The sequence below is a fragment of the Erythrobacter rubeus genome, from assembly GCF_014705715.1.
In the GTDB taxonomy this organism is placed as follows: domain Bacteria; phylum Pseudomonadota; class Alphaproteobacteria; order Sphingomonadales; family Sphingomonadaceae; genus Erythrobacter; species Erythrobacter rubeus.
On sequence record NZ_JACXLC010000001.1, the window covers coordinates 327,382 to 353,695 of the forward strand.

The window sequence follows — 26,314 nt, forward strand, 5'->3', positions numbered from 1 at the left end:
GGCGGACGGTCCGGAATCGGCCCACAGGCTGGCCCGCAATTCGAAACAGTTTGCCTGTGCTCTGGGCGTCTTTCACTTCACCAATACCGGTGAGTCGGTGAGATGCGAATGTTGCACGGGCCCGTTCCGAGCACTGAAAACGACCTGATGCGCACCGCTGGTCAGCAGTTCGATGTTCAGTTCATCTTTACACAAGTTCACTTCAACTCTTCACAGGCACAGTATCCCTAGTTTTCCGTGCCCTACAGGAATTCTGTAGGCTAGTAATTGACGATTAGAACATGCTCACCTCAGGCGTCAGTCGAACGCTTTGGGTCGCCGTTTTTGATGAACATCTTTCGTCCAGAGGCTCTGGAACAAACGTCCGAGCGCTTGCATGGTGAGGTCGTTTTCACACAGCCTGTCACGACCAAGCTTTTCGCGGGTGTACTCTTCGCAGTCTTAGCAATTGGTGCGGTCTGGGTTTCGATCGGAACTTATGCGCGGATAGAGACTGTACCCGGAATTCTTAAGACCGACATCGCCAGCGCTAAGATCGTAGCGCCGCAATCTGGCGTAGTGACCAAGCTTCTCGTTGACGAGGGTCAGTTCGTTGAGCAGGGGCAAGTGCTCCTTGAGATCAATTCCGACCGCGAGACCGCAGCGGGCGGAGAGGTCGCGGGTAGAGGTATCGGAGCCCTGACTGAGCGCCGAGCGCTGACCCAAGCGCAAATGTCGCTTGCCACCAGTCGGGCTTCCGCAGAGCGCGCACGTCTTAGAGCTGTCATTGAGTCGGCTTCTCAGGACACCGCCAATCTCGCCGAGCAGATCGAGCTGCAGAAACAGGTGGTCGCTTCCAACCAGCAGATTTTCGACCAAATCGTGGAAGTGGTCGAAAAGGGGTTCGTTTCACGGGTGGAGTTCGAGCGGCGAAGGCAAACGCTGCTTTCCTCGCAGCAGGCGCTGGCTAATCTCAAGCAGCGCCGAACTGCAAGTCTGTCGCAGGCCTCACAGGCGCGCAGTCAGCTGGCGAGCGTCGATATTGAAGCACAGCAGGGCATCTCGCAGCTGAATGAGAACCTGCAGGCCATGGCCGCGGAGCAGGCGCGCCTGGAGGGGGAGCGCAGCTACGTGCTTAAAGCGCCGATAAGCGGGAGAGTGACGGCGCTCGCAATTGGCAAGGGACGGCCATCGCAGGTGGGCCGACCGCTTATGGTGATCGTTCCGTCCGATGCTGAGCTAACCGCAGAACTGTACGCGCCCACCCGCTCAATCGGATTTGTCGAACCAGGTGAGGAAACCCGCCTGCTCTACGACGCCTTCCCCTACCAACGGTTTGGCAGCTTCGGCGGCAAGGTCGTGTCAGTTTCGCGCATCGCGGTCGACCCCAGAGAGACTGATATTCCCTTTCCATTCGAAGAGCCGGTCTACCGCGTGAGAGTCCACCTCGATCAGCAGAATATCGAAGGCTTCGGCAAACCCGCGCCTCTCCAGGCTGGTATGACGTTGAAGGCTAATATCGTGCTCGAACGCCAGACATTCCTTGCCTGGCTTCTCCAGCCCCTCAACGCTGTTCTGAACAGAACCTGATGAATTCACCGGTCGATCTCATCGAATTCTCAGGGCGGAGGAGAACGCCCTACCTCCCGCAAGGGGAGGCCAGCGAGTGCGCCCTCGCATGCCTAGCAATGGTGGCCGGTTTCCACGGTTACAAAACCGACCTTATCGCGCTGCGTCAGCGCTTTGGTATGAGCCTGAAGGGCGCAAACCTGAAGCAAATAATGGAGGTCGCGGAGGATGTCGGTTTCAATGCCCGGCCGCTACGGGGGGATATTGACGATCTCCCGCATCTCTCGATGCCAGCCATACTGCACTGGAACCTCAATCATTTCGTAGTCCTCACCGCTGTCACCGGCGGGGTGCGAAGAACACGCTATCACATGCACGATCCCGCGCGCGGCGCGATAGTGTTGAGCGAGGCGGAGGTGTCGCGGTGCTGGACCGGCGTCGCCCTAGAACTTTTGCCTTCCGAAAGCTTCCAGCCGAAAATCGACCGCAAGCAAATGAACATCACCCAGTTGTGGTCAAAGATGACCGGGTTTTGGGGCACAATTCGTCAAGTGGTATTGCTGTCGTTGGTTATGCAGCTGGTGGTGCTGGCGACGCCGTTCTTCCTTCAGATCTCGATCGATACGGTCTTTCCTGCTTTCGATACCAACTTGCTATTGATGTTAGCTCTGGGCTTCGGCGGGCTGACGGTGGTGAACCTGCTAGCAAGCTGGCTGCGATCGCTGATTCTTGTGACGCTGAGTAACTCGCTTTCCTACCAAGTGATCACTAACCTTTTTCGTCACCTAGTTCGCCTGCCGCTCGACTATTTCGAGAAGCGCCATGTTGGCGACATCATCTCACGGTTTGGTTCGACGCAGCCAATCAGCCAGCTGATCAGCCAAGGTATGATCGCAGCATTTATCGACGGGCTGATGGCGATCCTCACGCTGGCACTCATGTTCATTTACTCGCCGCTACTCGGCGGTGTCGCTTGCGCGGCACTGACGGCCTATGCCGGCCTTAGATTAGCATTCCTACAATCAATCAAGCTGCGCAATCTCGACGTCATCACGACGATGGCGAAGGAAAACACGAACTTTATCGAAAGCGTGCGCGGCATCTCGGCGATCAAGGCTTTCGGACAGGAAGGGAACCGTCAGCGGCTTTGGCAGAAGAGTAAGGCCGATGCGGTCAACGCGCAGGTCAAGCTCGGTCGGTTGCAGGCCGCGTTCGACGCACTTGGCCAGTTCGTGATCGGCATAGAGCGGGTGATCTTCGTCTATGTCGCTATCGGCCTTGCTTTCGACAGCATCCTGACTGTGGGAATGATCTTCGCATTTCAGGCCTACAAGCAGCAATTCCTCGATGCGGGGATGCGTCTCACCGAACAGGCAATCAATTACCAGATCGTCAAGGTACATCTTACGCGCATTGCCGACATTGCATTGTCACCGCTGGAGGAGAACGACGAGGATAAAGGCAACGAGAATCCCGACTTCACGAAGCCGCTGGCGCTTAGTCGGGTGTATTACCGGTACGGTTCGAACGAGCAGATGGTGCTTCAGGGCGTCAATCTTAAGATTGAACCTGGCGAATTTATCGCGATCACCGGTCCATCAGGGGGCGGCAAGACTACGTTGATGAAAGTACTGATGGGCCTGTTCGAACCGACGCAAGGAGAGGTGCGGCTCGGTACACGCCCGATCTCCTCCTATCGCAAGGCCAAGTATCGTCGTGCGATCGGTTCGGTGGCGCAGGGCGACATGCTCTATGCTGGATCGCTCGCCGAGAACATCGCATTCTTTGATCCCGAGTTAAATATGGTGCGCGTTCGCGAGGTCGCTCGCATGGCGCAGATCGATGCCGATATCGAGGCGATGGCTATGGGCTACGAGACGCTCGTTGGTGATATGGGTTCAGTGCTGTCCGGCGGACAGTTGCAGCGCGTGCTTCTTGCAAGGGCACTTTATCCCGACCCCAAACTCCTCATTCTCGATGAGGGAACAGCTAATCTCGACGCAGAGAATGAGGCAAAAATCCTCGACGCGCTGAAAGGTCTCGAAATCACTCGGATCGCGGTGGCGCACCGGCCAGCGACACTTAAAGTCGCCGAACGCGTCTTCGAATGTCGCGGAGGATATTTTCGCGAGCAGCCCAACGGACCGCAGCGGTCGCAAAAGGCGTCCGAGGAAATCAAAAAGTTGCTCCAAGGCCGTGTGGAGGGGAAAGCCCAGCCAAAGCGGCAAGAGGCCGAAACTGAATTACAGGGCGAGGCTTGAGCACCATGTTCTTTGACCACCCCAAAAGTCTAATTTTCGTTCACAATCCGAAGACGGGTGGTCGCTCGATTATCAAGTTTCTCGGACTGGATGATTCCGAACCATTCCGTTTCGCCCATGCGCCGAGCGAGCTAATTCGTAAGAAGTTCTTCCAGTCCGACTGGGACAAATTCTTCTCATTCGCCTTCGTGCGCAATCCTTGGGAACGCTACGCCTCGCTTTACCGGTTCCAGCGGAGTCCCGCCTACGCGGCGATGATGGGCAACAACTTTTCAGCGGTCATCGCTGCCCGCTTCGATCTCAACGAATGGGTCGAATTCAATGCGCGATCGGAAACGAAGAGCAACTGGTTTGGCATGGACCAGCAGTTGTGGTGGCGCGGCGTTTCGAAAGTGTACCGCTTCGATCAGCTTGCGGAGGCGCGCGAGGCACTCGCCAACCGTTTTGGTACGACCGGTGCGCTTCCGCACGAAAATTCGACACCCTCGCATCGCGGAATGGGCAGCGCGGATTTCACAGATCGCTCGATGTCGATAATCGCTGATCTCGACCGGGCAACTATCGAGGAGTTCGGTTTTGTTCCGGATTGAGGACGACACCCTTAAGTTGCGCCGGATGCCTCAGCCCGACCTACCAAGCGGGTTGAAGGACCAACTAGCGACCTTGGACTTGTCTAGCCTCGATGTCGAAGGGCTTGGACCGGACCGGTGGCCCATCGGCTTCGAACAGGACTTGCACCGGAAACGCTTCGCAAATTTCTCCCAGCCCTTCACCGGGACGGACTGCCTGGCTTATCTTGGCGTCGACTTCGTCCCGCGTTGGGGCGATATTTTGCAGGGGCGACCTGCGAGCGAGCTGGCTGCTTATTTCATCTGGCTACGGATCGCGGAAAATCGATTTGACATTGACGCGGTAATTGATGCCAATCGCCTGCTCGGTGGCAGCGTCGCAATGCGGGCCGGCCAGATCGTAAGTACGAGGTTCAAGTCCGGCCACCTCCTCCGGTTCGATTGCGATCAGGAGCCGCGGACATTTCTGCGTGAATGGTTGCGGGAATTCAATAAACCATGCCTGCCCGATCAGGCGATTGAGCGTGGAATCTGGCTGTTCGTTGATTTTCTAGTGGCGCATCCCTTCTTTGAAGGGAATGGGCGGACCGCGCGCTTGCTTTTCCAAGCTTACCTGCACGCTCAAGGTCTGATGCCGGCCCCGCTTCTGCCGCTCAGCCCATTCATCTTCGCAAATGAAAAAGCTTACCTAAACGCTCTTTGGGCTTGGGAGTTTTTCGACCAGCCAGATGAATTTTACCGCTTCATGATTTCGGCAATCACGAAAATAAAGGAGGTCGCAAAGAATTCAAATAGATCGTTTCAATTCCAGTTCTGAAAACGCAAATGGAGAGATTCATGCACAACAAGTTTCGTCCTCTTACAAATGAGGAACTCGCCTTGGTCAGCGGCGGCAATGAGATCGTCGTGACCGGAACACCACCGGGCGGCGGTGGCGGTGGCGGCGGCGGTGGCTGGGGCTGGGGCTGGGGCGATGGCGGGGGCGGCGGCTCAGGCGGCTATGATGGCGGTGGAGGAGGCGGCGGAGGCGGGGACGACGACCCACCACCTCCCCCTCCGGGAATGGATGAAGAAACGGAGATCATTGTTGAAGGTACGGTCGAAGCGCTGCAGGCTGATATCCAAAGTTACTTGGATGAATTAGGGCACGATTTCGACATAAAGGTGGGTGACCAGACCTTCAGGGCAAGTGATCTCGTTGAGAGCCTCGATGAGCTGGGTAAGGTGTTCGACGCCTATGAGGCTTACCAGCTGACAGATGATCTGCTTAACGGCGACGCCGGACTCGCCGATGCAATTGCATTCGTCGGAGCACTTGCCGTCGGTGCCGGTGTCACTGCCGCCGCTGGCCCACTAGCGGGCTTCGCAGCAGGTGTCGCGGCAGGCTATCTCCTTCCGGGCGCAGCCAACTATGTCGTCGATCACCTAGCAACCGCTTACGATACGGTGTTGGCAGAGGCGGTTGATAGCACTGGCTACCAACCCGCTAATCCAAATTGGGGGCCTGCGACTCAGACATATGATTTCCTACTGTACATATTTGGAATTCCCAATAATCCCGGTCCAGGTAGCGATCCATACTACCCACCCCCCGGAGGAGGTGGAGGCGGCTTCGACCCGCACTACAATATTCCCTGATCTTCATCGTAGCGACGTAAGGTGGGTGTTGGACCAGTTGGCTCCAACACCCATTGCCTTCAAGAGATCATCGCAACTCTGGTCTAACTTGTAACACGAGATTTCGTAGCGAGGGAAAAGTGCAAATCCGGCAAAAATGCCCCCATTGCGGGACGCCCATCCCGTTTTCAAAAACTCAATTGGGACTTGGGAGCCCTTTCAGATGTGGGAATTGTCAAACAGAGTTGGTGATCCGAAAGAACTTCTTCCTGCCTTTGGGAGGCATCATTTTGTATTTTCTCGTAAACTCCTTTAGCTCTGGAGTTGGTTTTTCCATCGCTCTTTTTGTCAGCATCGCCTTCGGGATTTTCGCACTCCAGTCTGTTTTCATGCCAGTCGAAAGAGTTGAGGGCCCCAAGGGTTGAAATGGGAGCTGAAAGGTTGCTTCTATTTGCGTGTCTCAGTCTCGCAGCCTGCACGCCTACAGAGCATGAGCAGGCGGCACCGATCAATCTATCAATCGAGCCTGACACGATTGCCAATCGTTGCTCTTTCAATCGGATTGCGGCGCATCCCGAGGGAAGCATTTACGCAGTGTGGCTCGATCGAAAGCCAACCGTTCTTCGTCCGGGCGGTCTAACCACCAGTTCTACGATCGGAGTGATCGGGGATGGTGTTCCCCCACGCTTCTTAAGCCTAGAAGGCGAAGTCTCTGCTCTCAACTGGCGGCGTGAGGGCGATTTGCTGGAGATGCTTCTCAACGGTCGTCATTACGGCCTCCTCGATGTGAGAACTGGCCGTTTGCGCGTTTGGCCACTTGCTGAGGAGTGGACACGTGCCAACGTCAAGTCCCACGCTTGGGGTGCCCTTCGCAGGGCGATCGATGATCCTTCGCTAGCTAAGGCGTTGAGAGCTGATAGCGATCCTGCCAGTCGCTTCTCGAGTACCATGGTGCTAGCGGAGCGATCGACTTATTGGCCCTCGCGATCATTAGTGGAAGTCGCGGTCGACCAGAATGGGCCGACACTGTTCGACATGGGCTACCCGGAAGCTTTGAGTGCCGGTCAAGACGAGCTCGAGGAGTATCCTCTCGCACGGCCAGTGTTCGCCCCCGCGACTGGTGGACGAGTAGGTAGTCAGGATATGCTAAGTGCGAGTGCAGAGGATCGCAGCTTCAACATCGAAGAACTAGCCGGCGTTGTGAAAGACGCAGTCTTTAGTGATGGCACGCTTTCCGTACTCGTCGCTGGACCGAGCGGCATACATACTATCGCGCGCAGAGCCGCTCCTAAAGAGGCCTCTATGAGGAAGGCGTTCGAAATCTGTGGTGAGGATCTTGCCCAGAGCACAACTGCACCATTGATGTTCCGCATTGGGGTTAGGAGCGTCGCTGCTCTGTGGCATTCCTCGTCCGGCGGGAGAAATGCTAGCCAACTTGCTATACGTTTCCCAGGTGGGCCCTTCGGCTCCTTGAGCGACGGCTTCCCTTCCAAAACGACGCAAATGGTTATCGCGGCCGGATATGACGTACTCGAGGTGGATGGGATTGGAGCACGCCGACCGGACATCGCCTTGAAGGCCGAGAAACAGGCCCGTGCGCGTGTGACGGCTGATCATCTTTCGCGTTTGACATCAACCATCGTCGACTGGATTGATGAGAGTGGGTATTCGGAGATCATTGTCATTGGTGAGAGTTTCGGGTCCATGGCTGCGGTGGATCTTGCCGCTACGTTGTCAGAGAGGCAGGGAAATCCGCAATTGGTATTGCTTGCACCGCTGACCCGGCTCTCGGTTGAGCGCTCAATGGGAGGCCACCCCTTGATCAAGGACTCTTTGCAGGAAAGAGCCGAGAGACTTGCTTTCGGTACTAGCGAACATCGCCAGGATTTAGTTGACTGGCTTGAAAAGCGCGTCGCGTTAGCGTGCAAGATCCCTAACTTGGTGGTTTTCATCGGATCTCAAGACCGACGTGTTCCTGCCGAACGCCAAGCCGAATGCATTAAGTCTCGCCAGACTGTAATAGAGCGCCGAGGTCATGCCGACCTATTTGACGATCCGCAAACTTGGTCGTGGATCAACTGAGCGGTGTTGTTTGCTTAACTAATTAGGAAGTTAGTGCGCACTTCTTGCCCTGTGGCCAGTGGAATTTCGCAAAAGCCAACGTTTTGTAGAGCACAGACAAACACGAGAGCAAGACTGACAGTGGGGACTTTCCAGCATTGCCATGTGGTCCGACAAAGCGGTGCCGACCATTTCGTCTTTTGCCGGATCTGGCCCTCGGCCGCCTGTCGAGCATCATGCTCAAGGCGCCATCGCTTCTGCCCTTGACTACCTTGATGCCTGGCTTCTGCGATCCTCCTTCGTAAAACTGACAGTTGGTAACGGCCCAGCACTTCGCCCCATTCCAATTACGTCTCGTTAAGAGACGACGGCACACTTTGCTCGACCATCATGCGTTTGCGCGTTCCGATGGTGCCGCCTCGCTCAGTCACGCGATTCAAGGTCTTGAACTCCGTTACCCATTGAGTGGGACTGACATCGCAAAGCACATAGCCGCGCTGCGAATTGTGCCATTTCAGGCTGGCCGGGTTCTCTTCCTGGATGCCCTTGGTGCGTTCACGTTGGTCTTCGCCATCGCCGCCTGAGCTTATCGAGGTTGATACGAATTCGTTGGCTATCGGCTCTGCCAGTGGTCGCTTGCCATCGAGATGCACTTGCCCCGCGTAGTTCTGATGCTCGTCTCCTGTAAGGATAATGGCGCTCTTGAGACCGGCATCGCGTATCTGCTGCAAGATGCGCTCGCGCGGGGTGCGATATCCTGCCCAGCTGTCGGTATTCTGATTGTGACCTTCTCCCGGCGTGCGGTCGAGGTCCATCATCATGACCTGCTGTGCCAACACCTGCCAGCGGCTACTTGTGCCGCGCAGCTTTTCGGCCAGCCAGCTTTCCTGCCTGCGGCCGAGCATTTCGGCATCGCGGCTTTCGATCTCCTCGCAGTTCTCAACCCAGCGGTCGCCGCAGGGCTGATTGGTGCGATATTGCCTCGTGTCGAGCAGATTAAGGTCGAGCAGGTCACCAAACCGTGCCTGACGGTAGAGCTGCATGGCCGGGCCGACGGGCAGTGCCGAGGGACGCAGCGGCATGTTTTCATAGTAGGCTTGCATCGCCATTTGACGGCGCAGATCGAAAGCAACCGGCGGCGTGTCGTCCTGATCGAGATTAGCAGCCCAATTGTTGTCGATCTCGTGATCGTCCCAAGTCATGAACCACGGTGCGGCCGCGTGAGCAGCCTGAAGGTCGACGTCCATCTTGTATTGGGCATACCGGCGTCTGTAATCGTCGAGCGAATAAATCTCATCGCCGAAATGCTGCCTCACCGTCTCAACCGGACCGTCGCGGCGGTTGCGGAAGCGGTTGCCGCGCCCTTCATAGATATAATCGCCATAGCAAAAAACGAAATCGGGCTCTTCCCGGGCCAAGTGTCGGTGCGCGGTGTAATACCCTTGTTCGTAGTTCTGGCACCCGGCGATTGCGAAACGCATTTGCTCGGTAGGCTGACCGAGCGCAGGTGCGGTCTTGCTGCGCCCGATGGCGCTGCGTTCGCGCCCGGCAACGAAGCGATACCAATATGGCCTGGCCGGCTGGAGTCCGCCCACCTCTACGTGGACGGAATGCCCCAATTCCGGCCGGGCAAGCGCCGTGCCCCATGCGACCACTTCTTGCATACGCTCGTCGGCTCCGACCTGCCACTCCACTTCGACTGCAGCTGACGGCATGCCGTAGCCGATTTCGAAAGGCTCAGGGGCGAGCCGGGTCCAGATGACGAAGCCATCGGGTTCTGGTTCTCCGGAAGCAACGCCAAGCTGAAATGGGTAAGTCCGGAACACGGGCGCTGCGATCGCATGCGAAAAAGGTCCGAGCGACAGCCCGGCAATAGCGCTGCCACCAAACGCTTTGAGTGCAAAGCGGCGGCTCATATCAAGACGGTTCGACCGAAAATCAGACATGGCGATTTCTCTTATCCTTTCGGAGTTACGGTTCGGGGTCCGAAGCGCGGAGAAAGTGCAGTTGACGGGGCGCCAGATGAGGGGCTGGCGCCCCGAAGATCACTGAAACTCTCGCTTCAGAACAAATATCTCACGCCGAGCTGCGCACGCCAAACCGACGACGCAGCGATGAATTCTTCCTCAACAAGCGCGTCGGCCGCAGAAATGTCAGCGATTACGATCTGATTGGCTTCGGGATCGAACACAGAATCATAAAACGTTTCTCGGATCGAAAAACGCCGGATGACACCCGAGTCTCGATCGAGGAAATTGAGAAAGTTGAACATCCCGGCATCGAAAATGAACTTGCCAGGAAGCGGCGAAGGCACCTCTAGCTGAACATTCAAATCGATGCGGAAAGTGTCCTCGGCCCGGATCGTGTTGCGGGGAATGAACTGGCCGCGGAATTCCGAAAGGTCGAACGCTTCCTCGACCGCAGCGATCTGATCATAGCTCGAGCCGGGTGCATAACGCACCCGCGGATCATCGGGCCCATCTGGAAGGTAGGCGAGAAGCCGTCCGCTGGCTCGGCTGGAAAAGCCTGGTTGAAGCAGTTCCAGCCCGGTGAGATCGAGCCCCTCGAAATTGTTCGGCGTAATCGCGTTGTTCGCGTCGGTGATAAAGCTCGTCGCCCGTCCGGAGCGATAGTTTCCGAAAACGTTTATCGAAAGTGCGAAATCCTCGGCAAATTCCTTGCGCCAATCAAGATTGAATACCGCATTGTGCGGTACCGCCTGGATCGAGGGGCCGGGTGTAGGGTTGTTGACGTTATCGTAGGCACCGGTTTCAAACACGTCATCGAGGTCATCGGTATCGTTGGCCGGAGAGACGTCGACGGACTCGATATAGGTGTACCCTGCTGAAAACCCGAGAACGCCCAAGCTGCCAAGATCGAATTCCCTTCCTATTTCGAAGGTGAGTGCTAGGCTATGGCCCTCCGAGGTGTTGAATATGCCGATATCCTGGATCGCGCTACCGTTCGCAACGGTCAGCGAATTGCCGGGTCTGGTGTCGAGCGGGTTGTCGGTCGGAACGATAAATCTCGGCGTACCCGTAGGCAGGATTTCGCCCGTTTCCGCGAGGCGGATATCCTGGAATTGCAGGGCATCGAGAACGTCTGAGTAGACCGCCTCTGCGGTAATCCGCCAGCCATTGCCCAAAGGACCGAAGTCGGCAATGTGGTCTACCGCTAACGAGAAACGAGCATTTCGGACAATGTCGAAATCGGGCGCGATGAACGATACGTCGCCATCAAGGCCCTCAACCAACCCATCACCCAGCTGTGAGAGTTCTGCTAAAATTGCGTCGGGGAGCTGATTGGGATCAACTGGCCCGCCCAATTCTTCCGCACTCAGCTGCGCCGTTGCTAGCGTAACCCCGTTTGTTAGGAAGGGCTCGGTGAACCAAGTGACCGGCGCACCACCTGCGAAAATGCCGGCACCGCCGCGCAGTGTCGTTCGCTCGGCCGGTCGCCAGTTAAAACCGAACCGCGGAAGCAGCACATCGCGTCCATCCAGGCTCGACGCGTTCGAGAACCCGTAGCGCTGGACGAAGAACGGGTTTTCAGGCGGTGTGTCATCAGAGCTGAAGACTTCGTATCGCAGTCCCAAAAGCAGATCGAGATTGTCAGTTGCAGCCCAGTCGGTCTGAACGAACAATGAGTGTTGATCGAGTGTGAAATCCGCCGCGGCGTCGAGGATATCGCCTGAAACTGGGAAAGTCGCGGTCACTTGAGATGCGAAACCTTGCTCGAAAGCTTCAATCGAAGTGAGCTCGGTGCCATCGGCCAGCGTGATCGGATCGAATTGGAAGATACCGCTGCCTCCGGGTGCACGCTGTCGGAAGATATCGCGGCGGTCGAATTCGTAGCCGAAGCTGACCGCATGATTGGCGAGGAGGTATTCGCCGCGTGCCTTGAATTGCCAGCGATCCGCATCGAGCGCGTTGTTCTGATCGAAATCATCGGTTCCGATGGCAAGATTGCCGTCAGGCATCGGGTTGCCCAGTTCATCAAGTTCTAACGTTCCGTCATCATTGAGCGCAAAACCAACATCGCTCAGCAGCACCTGGCCGAAGTCGGTGTCTCCGCTGAGCGGTACGGTCGTCCGCTCCGTTCGGATAAAGCCGAACTGGACTTGGGTCGAAAAATCATCGGTCCATTGCGAGAAGACTTGGCCCGAAATGCCTATGGGAACGTCCTGTTCGAACGCCACCGCCGTCGATGGACTATCCAGGCCAGGCGCGCGGGTTACGTCGATGCCTTCGGATTCGGTACGTTGCAAGGTGAGCTGCGCGCGATGACCATCGGTGATATTCCAATCGAGCTTGGCAAGGTACTTTCGTTCGCCATTGGGTATATTCAGAATATCGTTGAAATCGCCGGGATCGAACCCGTACTGGGCCTGACTGATCGCCCGAATCTGATCGTAAATGTCCACGGTAATGGCATCGTCCGGATTGTCACAGGGTATGCCGAAAGGACAACTTCCAAGGAATTCGGATTCGTCATACTCCTCATAAGACAGGAAGAAGAACAGCTTGTCTTTGATGATCGGGCCGCCAAAGATCGCTATGTAAGCGTTTTCGGCGGGATCATCCGCAAGCTCGATCGGCTCGCCATCCTCGTCGGTACCGATCTCGTCACCGGTTAGAAAACCGCCAGAACGCTGATAGCGGAACGACCCGGAAAACTCGTTCGTGCCCGACTTCGTGATGATGTTGATCAATCCGCCCTGGAACCCGGAATTCTGGACGTCAAACGGTGCAGTCTCGACAGAAAGAGACTCAATCGCATCGAGCGATATCGGCGAACGCCGCGTCGCAAGACCGGTAAAGTTATCGCCGAACGTATCTTGCTGCGAAAGTCCATCCACGACCAGGTTGTTGAGGCGAGAGTTGAATCCTAGGATCGATACGCCCTGATCGTCTTCGGGCTGTCCAAAATCGACAAAGGCACGGCTATCGCGTTGGATGATCTCCTGCAGGCGCCGATCGACGGTCGTCTGCTCGCGAATTTCGTCTTCGCCGTAGGTATTGATCGATCCGAAGCGGCTGTCGAACGGCGATCCAGTCACCACAATGACATTATCGTCGCTCGGGTCGAATGCCTTTACCGTCACATTGATGGCCAGCGGATCGCCGGCAGCAGTGAACAGGTCTGTCAGCTGCATCGAACGGATGTCTTCACCGCGAATATCGATCGTGTAAGGCCCGCCGACACGCAGACCATTCGCGGTGAAGCGACCCTGTGCGTTCACGCGCGTCGACACACGCGAACCGGAAGGGACGTGCGTGATTACCACGCTTGCTCCCTCGGCAGCGCTGCCGTCTTCAAGGCGCACCTCGCCTGTCATTTCGGCATATGTGACCTGCGCCGCGGCCGGCGAGGCGCTTATGGCGGCAGCGATGGCAGCGGCAGCTGCGCCGGTTCTCAACGATATTGCACCGCCAAAAGCGGCGGCAGAAATTTTGGCGATCATGTGTTTGAATACTCCCCACAGGATGGTTCCCGTGAAAAGCGGGCTAAGACACGGCTATGACCCCAAAACGTCACGACGGTGCAGCATCTTTCAAATATTGAAAGGTCTCACACTTTTGTGGGAGAGCGTCGTGCATCCGAGCCGTCCCAATCCAGCACAAATGGTGCATCCCGATGTGGCCGAGCCGCTGTCGATCGATGCGATCGGGGACCGTCATGGGAGACCTTTCAAGGAAGGACGTCCGCCAGGCGCCTGGAAATCAGACAATCTGAGGCGGATCGAATTCGATGGGTTCGACCTCACATATCTTTGCGGCGAAGACTTCGAACTTGAGTTCGATGCACGCGGGCACCTGATCGACTTCAATTTCAATGATCGACGCTCGGTGATGCGCGTCAACGGCCAGAACGAGGAGCTTTGGGAGTTCGGCCAATACACGACCAGCTTCGCTCCGACAGGGACAGGTCTTTACCGCAAGGCACTGAGCGAGCGCGGAAGCGTATCACCGCATCGTCTCATCGGCCTCAATTTCTCTCCGGACTATCTGGATATACTCGTATCGGATATTCTTGACGGCGGTGCGCCGGTCTTCGTCGAAATGGGAAAACCATGCCGGTGGCCCCGGATGGACCGGATCCAGTCGGCTTTGCTGGCATTGTTCGAAGCACCGCATGTCTTTTCGAAGCTCACCGCCGAAGCTCTGGTGAACGATACGATCATGCGAGCATTGCTGCGCTGGTCATCCGTCGGCAATCAGATGCTACCAAACCGCTTCAAGACCGACGACGCAGTTGTAGGCCGAGCCATACAGTTCATAGCGTCCAACCTCACGCAGTCTGTCAGTCTGGCCGACATTGCCCGGGCAGCCGAACGCGATGCGACGATCCTTGTACACGTTTTCAAATTGGCAACCGGCCGAACACCGTATGCCTATTTACTGGCAAGCCGCATCGATGCCGCGAAACACGATCTGCGATCCACAAGAAAGACGATCGCGGAGATAGCCGACCGTTATCGCTTCGGATCGCCGAGCCACTTTTCGACGACCTTCAGAAAACTGACAGGCGCAAGCCCCAGCGAGTTTCGGGCGAAGCAATAAACTGTGGCGACCACCTTGACTACTGGGCCTGAAATGGCGCCACGACCGGGCATTGTCGAGCAAAGGTCGGAAACCGGCTCGTCATGCGGAAAGACGGGAGAGCTCACGCCAAGATGTGACTCCCATCTTGAGCATATCTTCTGCGATGACGAAGGGCGGCCATGCCTGCCTTCCCCATAGGTCGCGGACTGAGAACGTCGCAGTCGATGGTCCGTCAAAATCAAAATCCAGCATGCCGAAATTGGAGCTCATATTGTATGGGGTGACCATTCGGATGTCGGGCGTACGCTCGAGCCAGCTTTGCGAGGGGCGCTGCGCAAGCGGAGAGCTTACGCACTCGAAAAGGTCGTAGCCGCCTTCGACCGATTGCGGGATGCAATTAAACTCGGCGACATGCGTATCGCCGGACACTAGGATGATGCCTTCGATCCGCTCGTCGCGAATGAACCTTAGCAGTTCGTCACGTTCCGAAAGGAAAGAAGCCCAGCTGTCGCCGCCGGGCCCTTTAGCGGTGGTCCAGCCACTCCCGCATGCCAGCACCTTGAAGATGGCGTTGCTCTGCTTTAGCCCATCCATCAGCCATTCTCGCTGTCTCTCGCCGAGCAGTGTCTTCCCAGGGCGGTCGGGCTGCGTATTGGGATCGCGATGGTAACGGCTGTCTAGACAGAAAAGGTCGACCGCTCCGATGGTTTTTTGAAAGAAGACTCCTGGAGCGTCAGCGAGGCCATAGGATGGATTGGCCCAATTGCGCTTGAAAGCCTCCAGCGCCTCAACCTTAACTGGATTGGTGCGATCATGATCGTTGAGAGCGAAATCATGATCATCCCAAACAGCGAGCTGCGGAACATCGCGGCCGACACGCTGGTAAGATGGAACCCCGCGCTGCCGGTGGTATTCGAGCGCGATTACAGAAGGGTCGCGGCTGTCCGCATAGATATTATCGCCGAGCCATAGAAAGAAATCCGGTTTCGCGTCCGCAATCGCGTTCCAAATCGGTTGTTTGGCGTCCTGCTGTATGCGGGCGCATGATCCGAATGCGAGCGAAAAGGCGCTTTCGCTGCCTGCAGCTGGCGCAGTGCGAAATTTGCCAAGCGGCATGCCGCGCCGATATCGGTCTCGCTCGCCTTCGACCAGAACACGATAGAAATACTCTGTCAGAGGTTCAAGGCTTGTCAGCCGAGCGACTACAACGTGATCCTGGGCAGGATCAGGGCGGATGACCGGAACACGTGCCGCATCCGTCATCTCCGCGTCTCTTGCATATTCCACGACGAGAGAAAACGGTCCGCTCGCCATCATCCAGATGGTGGCATAGTCCGCGCCGGTGTCACCCATCATCGGGCCAAGCAGCAATCGCGGCGTGCCAAAATCGGAGCGATCAAGCGCGCTGGCTGGGATATGTCCGCCAGTATAAAGGGCAAGTGCGGCCCCAGCTCCCTTCACGATGTCGCGGCGAACGGGCATCAGAAAGATACCCGAGCGCCGAACCAATAGGTCGAGGGTTCGCGTATGGCAGACTCGCGATTGGCTTCCCGACCCTGAAACGTCTCGAAGGACTCGCTGGTTACATTCTCGCCCGCGGCGAAGACCTCGAAGTTTTCAAGCAACCTGTAGCCAACTTGGAAATCTAGCGTCCAACGATCATCCTGAAACAGGTCGAATTCACCATCACCAAGCACGTCCACGCCTTGTGAGGGCATGCCTTCGTTTACGGAGAACAGCTGCTCTCCGGTGTAACTCCAGGCGATGCGCGCGGTAAGCCGCCCGGATTGGTAATAGGGAGAAACCGTCGCGATGTAGTCCGGCTGTTGGAACAGCGGGAGAACCTGGCCTTCGCGTCCTGGAACGTCCTCCAAATCGCCATCGATATAGGCAAAGTTGGCGAGAAGCCCGAAGCCCGAAAGAAATCCGGGTAGATAGCTGAAGCGGTGATCGATTTGAGCCTCGAAGCCCAGGATACTGGCCTTACCTGCATTTTGCGGCTGAGAAATCTCAACCTCGTCAAAGGTGATACCGCCGAAGGTCGCATCATCTAATGTGACCGATCCACCAAAGACCGGATCGGCAATGTCTTTATAAAAGCCAGCAATCGCGAAAACCGAATTGGCATCCGGATACCATTCGAGCGAGATGTCGAAATTGTCGGAACGAAATGGACGCAACTGCGGATTTCCACGATCGACATCGCCCATGGTCACCTGCGTAGGCGAGATGATATCCTCGTTTTCAAAGTCAATCTCGGTGAACCCGGCGAGCTGACGCAGGAGCGGACGTCCGAGCGACTGTCCATAAGACGCGCGAACCAGCAAGGCATCGCCGGGCTCCCAGCGAATCTGCGCAGAGGGCAAGAAATCGCTGTACTCGTTTGTCTCGACAAGCTCCGAAAGAGTTCGGTCGCTTGCATTGAATAGAGCCGCCGTTGATCTTGTATCCGTCCATTCGACACGAAAGCCGGCGATCAAGCTAACCCGGCCAATATCCAACTGCCCGAGCAGATAGGCCGCAAGGACGTCCTCGCTAACTTGAAAATCGGACTCGCCTGCATCGTCGATGGAAGCTGCCTCGTTGAAGAAGAGCGCACCTGGGTTTGCGGCGACAAAAGCCTCGCCGGTAACAGGGTTTATCGTTGGCCCGATCGGCAGACCAAAAACGGTCCCACCATCGATCCCGAGGTTGAGATCGGCAAGAGTGGCGCCGTCGAGGGGGCCGCCCGGCGTCGCTTCGAATTGGTTCTCGTCACGATCATTCAGAGCGCTTGTCGTCCGATATTTGAAACCGCCTTGGACGAAGCCTCCAAAGCCGTTGTCACCAAATGAGTGACGGATATTGAGCTGGTACTGCTCCGTATCGCTCACGGTTCGAGTAGGTTCTATGTCGATCTCATCGAATTCGAAACTCGCTGGATCATTAAACGCTGCTGCATCTTGGGGTGTGGCGAACGGTCGGGAGAGGGTAAAATCGGCGGTCGAGGGGAAATTGACCGAATTGAAGGACCATTCGCGCACCAGCTCGTTGGACTCGCCGCGCGAATAGCTGGCAGACGCATCGACAAACCACGGACCGTCCCGAAATTCGAATCCACCGACGAAGAAATAGAATTCCTCCGTTTCGTTATCGACGTCGAGCTCCTTTTCGTTCTCGACGGCCTCGTTAAAGAAGACCTCGGGGGATATGGAGACCACGTTTTCGAAATTGTCGGCGAAGTTGTACTCCGTCTGAAGCGAAACGTTGTCCTCCTCGCTTTCATTGTACAGTCCCGTGATGAACAAACGCGCGCCGGGGGTCGGTTGCCATTCGAGGGTCGAATTGACAGCCCAGCGTTCGATATCTCGCTGCCCGCTTTCAAGCCGCTGCCCTTCACAGAATTGCAAGTCTTCGGCCACCTCGCCCGGATCACCCGCGGCAAAGCGCCAGTCGTCGCACTGGTTGAGGACAACTGGTAGGGTTTGCTGGAAGTAACTTCCTGCAACTGCAAGGCCCCACTGCCCGTCGGCTCCGAACCGAACGGTCCCTCGCCCACGGATATCCAGCGGAAAGCTCTCATTGATCGTAATCGCGTCGTCGCTTCGTATTGCTTCAAATTGTCTGGTCGTTCCGCCCAAAGCTCGGAAATCGAACGTAGTCCCTTCAAAATCGAACGGACTGAGCGGGATTACATTCACCGTCCCACCAATCGCATTGGCATCAAGATCGGGCGTAAGCGTCTTGTAGACTTCGACGACCGATGCCGCGTTCGAAGGGAGAAGATCCAGCGCGATGGCGCGATCGCCTTGGGTCGAGATGATCTCCTGTCCAGCAATCGTGACATTGTTGAGCTCAGGCTGAATGCCGCGAACGGTCACGAACTGGCTGCGAAAACCTCTCGCTGCAGACTGCTGGATGGAAAGCCCAGGCAGGCGATTGAGGGTCTCGGAGATGTCTTGGTCCGGAAAGCTTTCGATCGTTTCGCGTTCGATGACGTCTCTGATATTTATCGCCTCGCGTTTTCGGTCGATGGCGGTCTCATCGGCGCGCTGAGCCGTTACGATGATAGTGCTCTCGCTTTCCTGCGCAAGAGCGTTCGAAGCAGTTGTAATATAGACAACTGCGATCCCTCCCCAGGCGAGCGTGCAGGTAGTGCGCATGTGCCAAGCCTCCCTCCAATCGAAGTCGGTCCTTGACTAGAGAATGACTGTTACCGCTTGCGCACAGTTCCATTTCGATGGGATGAAAATTGTGACTGTTCTGGTAATAATCGAAGAGCGGGAGTCACCGTCCATTTGCTTATCAAACTGGAAACCAACTGACTGTGCAACAAACTAATTGAAAGGTGTTGGATGTCAGAGCGTGACGAGCGCAGCTTAGGCCTTAGAGAGCGATGGTTCGCTACGTAAGCAGGGCAGGGCCGCTAACGGTAAACCTCCATCAAACCCTTTCTATATTGCAGTTGCAAATCATTCGCAAATTATGCAATCATCTTGAAATTGCGAATCTTTCGCAAGTTCTGGAAGGGCCGATTTTGGATCAGGCATTCATATTTTTGGGCGCAAGCGCACTACTCGCTTCGCTTTGCTTGCACGTGCAGGCGCATGCGCAGGACGCGCCTTCGTCCGACGATATCTCGGTCGGGAAGGAAGCTGCGACAACTGACGAGATCGTCGTGCGAGGCCAGAGGCTGCAGCGGACCGAATTCGAAACTGCGACCTCGGTATCGGTATTCACGGGCGATGATTTGCAGGCTCTGCCCTACGCAAACGATGTCGAAGATGTTCTCGAGCGAATTCCGAACATCGTTCAACCGGCGCCTGCGCAACCCGTCATCATCCGCGGTGTGGATACAAACGGCGCGCTCGTCGGAGGCTTTGCCTTTTCCGCTGGCCCGCGGCCCCGGGTTACGACCGTCGTCGATGGGTATTCGTCAGGCTTTTTCGAATACGTTTTTGGTGCGACGTCCGTTTACGATATCAAGCAGATTGAGGTCTTCCGGGGGCCTCAAACAACAACGCAAGGCGCAAACGCAATTGGTGGCGCTATCTTCGTTTACACAAACGATCCGACATTCGAAACTGAGGCAGGCGCATTAGTCGAGGTCGGCAATCTGGATAGTCTCCAAAGCGCTGGATATGTGTCCGGGCCACTCATCGATGACCAATTGGCAGGCCGGCTGACCGTTGATTACCGCCGCACCGACTCTGCTACCGACTATTCAGATAATGACAGTTCGCTGGATCTGGATGAACTGGAAGCGGTCACGCTGCGTGGCAAACTGCTCTGGACCCCATCAGCGCTTCCCGATCTCGAGGCCAAGCTGACCCTGTCTTACGCCGAAGGCAATCGGCCAACCGATGAATCGGTGATCGAACCGTTCGACGATCGCATGTCAGTGCCTTTTTTCGGTACGCTGGAGACATTTGACGCTGTTACTGCCATTGTGGATGTCGCCTACGACTTTAACGATAGTCTACGCCTGACAAACCAGTTCGCCGTATCCGATTATGACCAGATCCTATTCAACACAGAGTTCGGGAACGACGAAGACGTTTTCGCAACCACGTCCGGAACGCGGGTCAGCAACGAGACCATCCTGACGTATGACCCGGCGGGCGGATCGCTTAGGGGTCTTGCGGGCCTGTTCTACATCCATCAGAATCAGCCCCAAACGATTTTCTTCGTCGGCGAGGAGACAATATCGGACGAGCAGGAAAGCATCGGACTGTTCGTGAAAGGCGAATACGACATCACCGATCGGCTCGAACTGTCGGCGGGCTTACGCTATCAGCGCGATGAACAAACCCGCGAGGGTGTTATCTTCTTCGCTCCGATCGATTTCGAGGCGGAGTTCGATGCGTTCTTGCCGAAGGCGGAATTGGCCTACGATGTTTCGGAAAATGTCCGTGTCGGCGTATCCGCAAGCCGTGGTTTCAACCCCGGAGGCGTCACGGTCGACTCTTTCACGGGTGAGATACTGGAATTTGACGAAGAGACGGTTTGGACTTTCGATGCCTTTGCGCGGACCGTCCTTCTGGATGGCCGTCTAACACTTAACGGGAACATCTTCTTTTCGGACTACGACAATTTCCAGACGGTATCGATTGTCGGGTTCGATGAGACGCTCGGCCTCGGGACGCCACTTTTCAACATCGCCAATGTCGACGGCGCGCAAACCTACGGTCTGGAGATGACCGCGGAATACAAGGTTACCGATCGCCTTGAACTCTTCGGCAGCCTCGGCCTGCTGGAAGCTGAGTTTCGGCAACTGGTCTCGCCCGGCCAGTTCGGCACGTTCGAATTCGGTGCAGCACCGGGCATAACCGGATTTGCTGGAGCTTCTTTCGATGCCACGTCAAAGCTGCGCCTCTCGGGGCAGGTACGCTACGTCGATTCCTACTTCAGCACCGGCGATAATGTCCCGGTGAACGAGGTTGACTCTTATGCTGTCGTGGATGTGAACGCTCGATACGATCTTGGCCGCGTAACGCTTTACGCATTTGCCGAGAATCTATTCGATAGCGATATCGAAACCGATCTGGCTCTCGACGCACCGGTTCCTTTCGCGACCCTCGCCGATCCCATCCGTTTCGGTGTTGGTCTGCAAGTGGCGTTTGAGTGATGGAGACGAGTGCTCAAAGCCAGGCGCCCTCACGCAAACTGACCACATCGCTGGTACTCCGGTGGGTCTTGGCCGGACCTATGGCCATTATATTTGCTGTTGTCTCGATGGCGGCCATGCCGGTTTGGTTTCCCAGAGGAGCCGCCGGTGTAGACCATCTCGCTTTCGCGTTGATTTCACTGCCCGCGTGGTGGGCGCTCGCCTTCTTCTATGTTCTTCTTGAGGAAAACATGCCGCGCGCTGCGATCGTGTTGATTGCCGCCACGTTGGTGAAGGCGGCAATCGCCCACAGTTCGGGCGGTTGGTAGGCGCGCAAGGAACGAGAGGCACAAGCCATGATCACACTTTCACAAGCACGCACCAAACGTCTTCTCGCCGTCCATGGGTGGTCCGGCACCATATTGGGCCTCGTGCTCTATGTCGTGATCGTAACGGGTGCTGTCGCCGTCATGGCCATGGAGATTGGGCGCTGGTCGGCGGGTGGTCAGGACGCAGGCGACGCGCTGGGACCTGGCCTGCACGAGCGCGTGACCGCCATCGCTCAGACCGTGAAACCCGAATATTCCGAGGACGTCAGTATCTACCCCAATTCGGCGGGGCACTTAATCGTCTTCTTTCATACTCATGCCATGAACGCATCGGGCGTTCCTGATGATCTGGGTCAGATGGTTGAGATCGTTCCCTCGACCGGCGAAGAAATCATGCGGCGGGAAGGGTATGGCTCAGAGCTCTTCGGGACCGACCCGCTGAGCGCGCTTGATCACTTTATTATCGATCTGCACGTCAATCTTCATTTGCCGGAACCTTGGGGCCTGTACGCGACAGGAATTCTTGGACTGGTCATGTTTCTTGCCGCCGGGACAGGGCTTCTGGTTCACCGTCACCTGCTGAAGGATATCTTCGTCGCCCCGCGATACAGCGGCGCCTTGCTACACAAGCGAGATCGCCACGTACTCGCAGGAAGCTGGAGCCTGATCTTCGCCTTCGTGTTGGCGTTTACCGGATCGTTCCTGAGCTTCGCTGGTGCCCTTGGCCTGCCTATCGTCGCGAAAACCGCCTTTGGTGGTGATCAGATTGCGATGTTTTCAACGATGCTGGGAGAGATGCCGGAAGGTGATGAGACGCCTACACCTCTTGGCGATCTTGATCGCATTGTGGTCGACTCGACTGCGAGAGCTGGCACCGTTCCCGATTTTATCGCGATCAGCCACTATGGCCGCGCGGACGCAATCGTGACAACCACTCACGCTCCCGTTGAAGGAAGCATCGAAGCCCAGAATCTCGTTTACAGCGGTGCCAACGGCGAGTTCCTGAATACCAAACCCGTGCTAGGCACCGTACCGTCAGCAGGCAATGTCGGCTTCAACCTTATGAGTGCGCTTCACTACGGTTCCTTTGCAGGCCTTATCTCCAAATTCGTCTGGGTTTCGCTTGGCTTTGCCATGGCTTTCGTCACCCTGAGCGGTATGCGCCTTTGGGTTCAGCGGCGCGCAGAAAACCGTCTTTGGCGCGGGTTTGGGCGCGTCATCACTGTAATGGGATACGGATTGCCTATCGCTTTGACGGGAGCTGCCCTTGGCTTCTTCGTCGGCGTGCCGACTGACGCGATGCAAATGACGACGACGCTTGGCTTTATAGTGGGTTGCCTTCCCCCCATCGCGCTGGGCTTCTTGGCTCGGTTGGACGAGGCCAATCTGGCGCGTCTCTATCGGCAAATGCTTGGCACTTTGCTATTGCTGCTTCCAGTCTTGCGAATGGTAACGATGGGTGATGGCTGGGGTATAATTACGCCCATCGATCCGGTTGTGGTTATGTTGGACCTCATATTCGGCATCGCTGGCGCATCGTGTCTGAAGCCGCTTCGGCTATGGCGCGGTAGAACGATCGAAGTCGCTCAAGAAGCCACTGTTCCGGCGGAGTAGCAATGACGCTCATCCTGTCCATTCTCGCGGTCGCATTCAGCCTTATCGGAGTTTTTTGCCTAATGCTCCGCGATCCAAAGAGACGGCGAAGTTTCGGGATGGTCGCAGACCCAAGACAAGATGCGCTACGCCCGTTTCTGGTCGCTTTCACGATCCTGCCAAGTATTGTGCTGCTGGCGCTCGGTGATGCAGCGGCATTCTTTGTCTGGTTCGCTGCTATAACGGTTTTAGGATGGCTGCTTGTTATTGCGCCCTTGTCGCGAACGTAGCTAGAAGCTCGCGAAGATGTCGTCAGACTAAATACATCTGTTGCGAAATGAGGCGGCGAGGGTACGGCGTACACATGGCTCGGCACCGCAAATCAGCGAGTCCGCTCAAGCGCTTCAACTCATTGTCCGAGGTCATTCGGCTTGTGGTGATGATGTATATCCGTTTTCCGCTGAGCTTGCGGAACGACGAGGATCTGCTGTCCAGGCGCGGTATCGACATTGGCCATGAGAAGGTTCGTTTCTAGTGGAACAAATTTGCTCACATGCTCGCAGCGGATATCACTTGGCAGCGGATTAACCGGATGCACGGCCTCAGGCAGTGGCGCTGGCAACGCGATGAGATGTTTGTGAAGATCAATGGAGAGCCCCACTACCTCCGGCGAGCGATCGACCTAAAGGGCGAGGTGCTCGAACGCTATGTTACCAAGAAACGAGACAAGAAAGCGGCTCAGCGCTTCATGAAGAAGGCGCTGAAGAACCACGGACTGGTCGAGGCAATCACCACCGATGGCCTGCCATCCTACAAAGCTGCCTTGAGCGAACTTGGAAACCAAGATCGCCAAGAAATCGGTCGCTGGGCGAACAACCGGGTGGAGAATTCACACTTACCATTCAGGCGACGAAAACGGGTGATGCAGCGCTTCAGGAGGATGAAGTCTCTCCGGAAGTTCGCTTCCGTCCTTGCCAACGTCCACAACCACTTCAGCTCCGACCGTCACCTCATCGACCGACAGACATATAAGACCACCCGCTCCGCAGCTCTAGCGGAGACGAGTTCGCGTTAAAATGACAACACCCGCCAGAAGACTGTAACAGTCCAGTCTGGTCAGTCGTCTCCACTTTCCGATTCAGGGACCGTTATTCCGAGTACAAGAAGCACGAGGTTTGCCGCAGTCTAAGTGGAGGCAGACTACTCCAACAGGTCAGTCGCTGCTGTCGGCGAATATCGCGTAGCACTGTACGTCTGATACGAGCGCAGTCGTAGGATCAGTAAATGCGGCGCGGTCGATCCTGATCTAAAGCTACTCGGGATGCATGGAGATCTTGCGCAAACCGTTCGCTCAACCTCTTTTGCAGGTGCACGCAGGTCAAGGTGGCATGCCGATCTTCCCCGTGGCGTGCGTGCTTGCTGACATACCGGCAGAAGCGCCTCCTCAAACAGTCTAAGGATTGCAATTTCGGGTGTAGATCGGCGTAAGTGCCCCTCCGTTTCCGCCAAACAGACTCCCGGCGAAGACAGTGGTCTTAGCCTCACGAATTCTCTCTGTTTCGCGAGCATGTTCCGTGGGTCTTTGCGCACAGGATCCCATTCGCTATACTCTCGACCACGGCGCCAAATGTCTCGGCTGCCTAGCCGGGATCAGGTGAAGGATGCAGATGTGTACGGGCAGCTGGCGTTTCGATTTGGACAGCCATACCCAAAGAACCGCCGGCGCCCAATAAGAGTCTAAAAGATTTGCTAAAGCTAAGATGCTACTTTAGCTTTCTGCGCATACTCAAATAAAATCCCCTCGGACCCTTATCCGCCTGTCGACGATGATGAATACCTTTAAAAGAATTATGCAACACGTGCGCCCAAATAGCAGGGTTCGCGGCAATCTTGATGCACACACTGTCAGCAAGTTAAGCGGCTGGGCGGCAGCGCGAGATGGTGCGGATGTCGAGGTCGAAGCATGGCTCGATGGCACGCTCGCCGCGAGATCGGCAACTGGCGGAGACCGTCCGGACGTCGAATTGAGCCTGCCTGACTATTCGCAAGCTCGCTCCAGTGGCTTTTCGCTCGATGTTCCTGAAGATGCAATTCCGACGCATCGCGTAAGCAACATTAAAGTGATAGCCCGGGCGAAAGGACTCTCGAGGTCCGAAGCACAATTGGCGATGGTTAAGGTGGCCGGAGATGCCTTGATCGAACGTTTAGCATCAGCGACTAAACTGGACGTAGCGGGACCGTTTCCATCACCTGTGATTGACGTTGTGGCGGCTTTTAAGTCCGATTATGTTGACGACTTGCGATCCGCGGCGGGTCAGAAGCGATTTATCGACGGCTTGCGGGAAATCCTGGTCGTTCCTTCGCTACGTGAGACGCGCGCGATCGCCGACTATGTCCGATATCTGCAAGCCGTTACGGCGCACTTCGCGTTCGTTGAACGTTTCTTCCCCACCGCGAATCCGAAAGCTCGCCCCGGATCGGCGGATTTTCATGGCAAACCCAATTCCGTCTCTGAAATCTTGTCGATAGCGCATCACCTTTATGTTCTTCGCTCTCATGACGTGACAGGCGACTTCGCCGAGTTCGGATGTTTCAAGGGATTCAGCTCGGCCATGTTGAGTTTTGCCTGTCAACAACTCGGCCTGAGAATGCACGTTTTTGACTCTTTCGAGGGTCTGCCCGAGGCAGATGGGAGCGGATATACCAAGGGCGACTATGCGGGGAGTTTGGAAGAAGTAACCGAAAATGTGCGTCGTCTCGGAGCAATAGAGCAAGTGACGTTTCACAAGGGATTCTACGCGGACACCTTTCGCGACTACCGCCCTCCGAAACTCATGTGTCTTTGGATGGATGTCGATCTCGAAGTGTCGGCTAAAGACTTGATTGTCGTCGCTGACCAGCTGGATCCCCAGGCCGCGCTGTTCAGTCATGAGTGCGTGGCCGATATGTTTCAGAATGGTGAGGTTGTCACTTCCGCCCGACCTGACAATCCGATCCCGCCTGTCCTTGAGCGTTTTGAGGAGCTAGGCCGTCCATTGACCGGGCATTTTCTGTGCGGGCACACCGCTGCATTGTGGCCACGTGAATCAGGTATCCCAGTCTTGCAGCACGAGTCACTTACCTACCTGCTCAGTATCCTTCGCGACGAAGTGTTCGAATAGTTTTCGAACACCAACGCGTTTGGTTTTTTCTCAGAACAATTTGG

At 56.1% G+C, this 26,314-nt stretch carries 17 protein-coding genes and 1 pseudogene; 13 read left to right on the top strand and 5 right to left on the bottom strand.

Annotation, left to right across the window (positions count from 1 at the left end; genetic code table 11):
* Positions 1-327 precede the first annotated feature (327 nt).
* The 5 genes from IB285_RS01715 to IB285_RS01735 all read left to right on the top strand — a co-directional run bounded on the left by IB285_RS01715 (position 328) and on the right by IB285_RS01735 (position 6,016).
* Positions 328-1,569 (top strand): HlyD family secretion protein, encoded by a 1,242-nt coding sequence (locus tag IB285_RS01715; RefSeq protein WP_190786546.1) that lies wholly within the window; start codon positions 328-330, stop codon positions 1,567-1,569.
* Positions 1,569-3,809, top strand: a complete 2,241-nt coding sequence (locus tag IB285_RS01720; protein ID WP_190786547.1) for a peptidase domain-containing ABC transporter — start codon at positions 1,569-1,571, stop codon at positions 3,807-3,809. The genes IB285_RS01715 and IB285_RS01720 overlap by 1 nt, the downstream gene beginning before the upstream one ends.
* A gap of 5 nt (positions 3,810-3,814) precedes the next feature.
* Positions 3,815-4,399: a sulfotransferase family 2 domain-containing protein gene (locus IB285_RS01725; protein WP_190786548.1), complete on the top strand. Its 585-nt coding sequence runs from the start codon at positions 3,815-3,817 to the stop codon at positions 4,397-4,399.
* A 79-nt stretch (positions 4,400-4,478) separates the two neighbouring features.
* Positions 4,479-5,195, top strand: coding sequence for a Fic family protein (locus tag IB285_RS01730; protein ID WP_190786549.1), 717 nt, complete (start codon positions 4,479-4,481; stop codon positions 5,193-5,195).
* Positions 5,196-5,215: 20 nt separating this feature from the next.
* Positions 5,216-6,016, top strand: a complete 801-nt coding sequence (locus tag IB285_RS01735) for a hypothetical protein (RefSeq protein WP_190786550.1) — start codon at positions 5,216-5,218, stop codon at positions 6,014-6,016.
* A gap of 214 nt (positions 6,017-6,230) precedes the next feature.
* On the opposite strand, the gene IB285_RS01740 is transcribed toward IB285_RS01735, so the two are convergent.
* The gene (locus IB285_RS01740) at positions 6,231-6,386 is read right to left on the bottom strand and encodes a hypothetical protein (protein WP_190786551.1); all 156 of its coding nucleotides are present in this window, start codon (positions 6,384-6,386) and stop codon (positions 6,231-6,233) included.
* Positions 6,387-6,421: 35 nt separating this feature from the next.
* Here IB285_RS01740 and IB285_RS01745 point away from each other — a divergent pair, with 35 nt between their 5' ends.
* Positions 6,422-8,077: an alpha/beta fold hydrolase gene (locus IB285_RS01745; RefSeq protein WP_190786552.1), complete on the top strand. Its 1,656-nt coding sequence runs from the start codon at positions 6,422-6,424 to the stop codon at positions 8,075-8,077.
* 326 nt (positions 8,078-8,403) lie between these two features.
* Here the strand turns inward: IB285_RS01745 and IB285_RS01750 are convergent, their stop codons facing one another.
* Together IB285_RS01750 and IB285_RS01755 are read right to left on the bottom strand one after the other, a co-directional pair.
* Positions 8,404-9,972, bottom strand: coding sequence for an alkaline phosphatase D family protein (locus IB285_RS01750; protein ID WP_199803322.1), 1,569 nt, complete (start codon positions 9,970-9,972; stop codon positions 8,404-8,406).
* 146 nt (positions 9,973-10,118) lie between these two features.
* Positions 10,119-13,520, bottom strand: a complete 3,402-nt coding sequence (locus tag IB285_RS01755; RefSeq protein ID WP_190786554.1) for a TonB-dependent receptor — start codon at positions 13,518-13,520, stop codon at positions 10,119-10,121.
* Positions 13,521-13,617: 97 nt separating this feature from the next.
* Between IB285_RS01755 and IB285_RS01760 the strand changes: the two genes are divergently transcribed.
* Positions 13,618-14,619 (top strand): AraC family transcriptional regulator, encoded by a 1,002-nt coding sequence (locus IB285_RS01760; RefSeq protein WP_190786555.1) that lies wholly within the window; start codon positions 13,618-13,620, stop codon positions 14,617-14,619.
* An 81-nt stretch (positions 14,620-14,700) separates the two neighbouring features.
* Here IB285_RS01760 and IB285_RS01765 read toward each other — a convergent pair whose 3' ends face one another.
* Both IB285_RS01765 and IB285_RS01770 read right to left on the bottom strand, forming a co-directional pair.
* Positions 14,701-16,083 (bottom strand): alkaline phosphatase D family protein, encoded by a 1,383-nt coding sequence (locus IB285_RS01765; protein ID WP_190786556.1) that lies wholly within the window; start codon positions 16,081-16,083, stop codon positions 14,701-14,703.
* On the bottom strand, positions 16,083-18,743 hold the full coding sequence (locus IB285_RS01770) for a TonB-dependent receptor (protein WP_190786557.1): 2,661 nt from the start codon (positions 18,741-18,743) through the stop codon (positions 16,083-16,085). Before IB285_RS01770 ends, IB285_RS01765 begins: the two co-directional genes overlap by 1 nt.
* A gap of 434 nt (positions 18,744-19,177) precedes the next feature.
* On the opposite strand from IB285_RS01770, the gene IB285_RS01775 reads away from it, so the two are divergent.
* From IB285_RS01775 to IB285_RS01800, 6 genes and pseudogenes are all read left to right on the top strand, one after another.
* Positions 19,178-21,208, top strand: coding sequence for a TonB-dependent receptor (locus tag IB285_RS01775; protein WP_190786558.1), 2,031 nt, complete (start codon positions 19,178-19,180; stop codon positions 21,206-21,208).
* 80 nt (positions 21,209-21,288) lie between these two features.
* Positions 21,289-21,516 carry a hypothetical protein gene (locus IB285_RS01780; RefSeq protein WP_234033029.1) on the top strand — a complete coding sequence of 76 codons (228 nt, stop codon included), beginning with the start codon at positions 21,289-21,291 and terminating at the stop codon, positions 21,514-21,516.
* A 27-nt stretch (positions 21,517-21,543) separates the two neighbouring features.
* Positions 21,544-23,130: a PepSY-associated TM helix domain-containing protein gene (locus tag IB285_RS01785; RefSeq protein ID WP_190786560.1), complete on the top strand. Its 1,587-nt coding sequence runs from the start codon at positions 21,544-21,546 to the stop codon at positions 23,128-23,130.
* A gap of 2 nt (positions 23,131-23,132) precedes the next feature.
* Positions 23,133-23,399, top strand: a complete 267-nt coding sequence (locus IB285_RS01790; protein ID WP_190786561.1) for a hypothetical protein — start codon at positions 23,133-23,135, stop codon at positions 23,397-23,399.
* Positions 23,400-23,473: 74 nt separating this feature from the next.
* A pseudogene (locus IB285_RS01795) lies at positions 23,474-24,184 on the top strand (IS6 family transposase).
* 751 nt (positions 24,185-24,935) lie between these two features.
* On the top strand, positions 24,936-26,270 hold the full coding sequence (locus IB285_RS01800) for a TylF/MycF/NovP-related O-methyltransferase (RefSeq protein ID WP_190786562.1): 1,335 nt from the start codon (positions 24,936-24,938) through the stop codon (positions 26,268-26,270).
* Positions 26,271-26,314 lie beyond the last annotated feature (44 nt).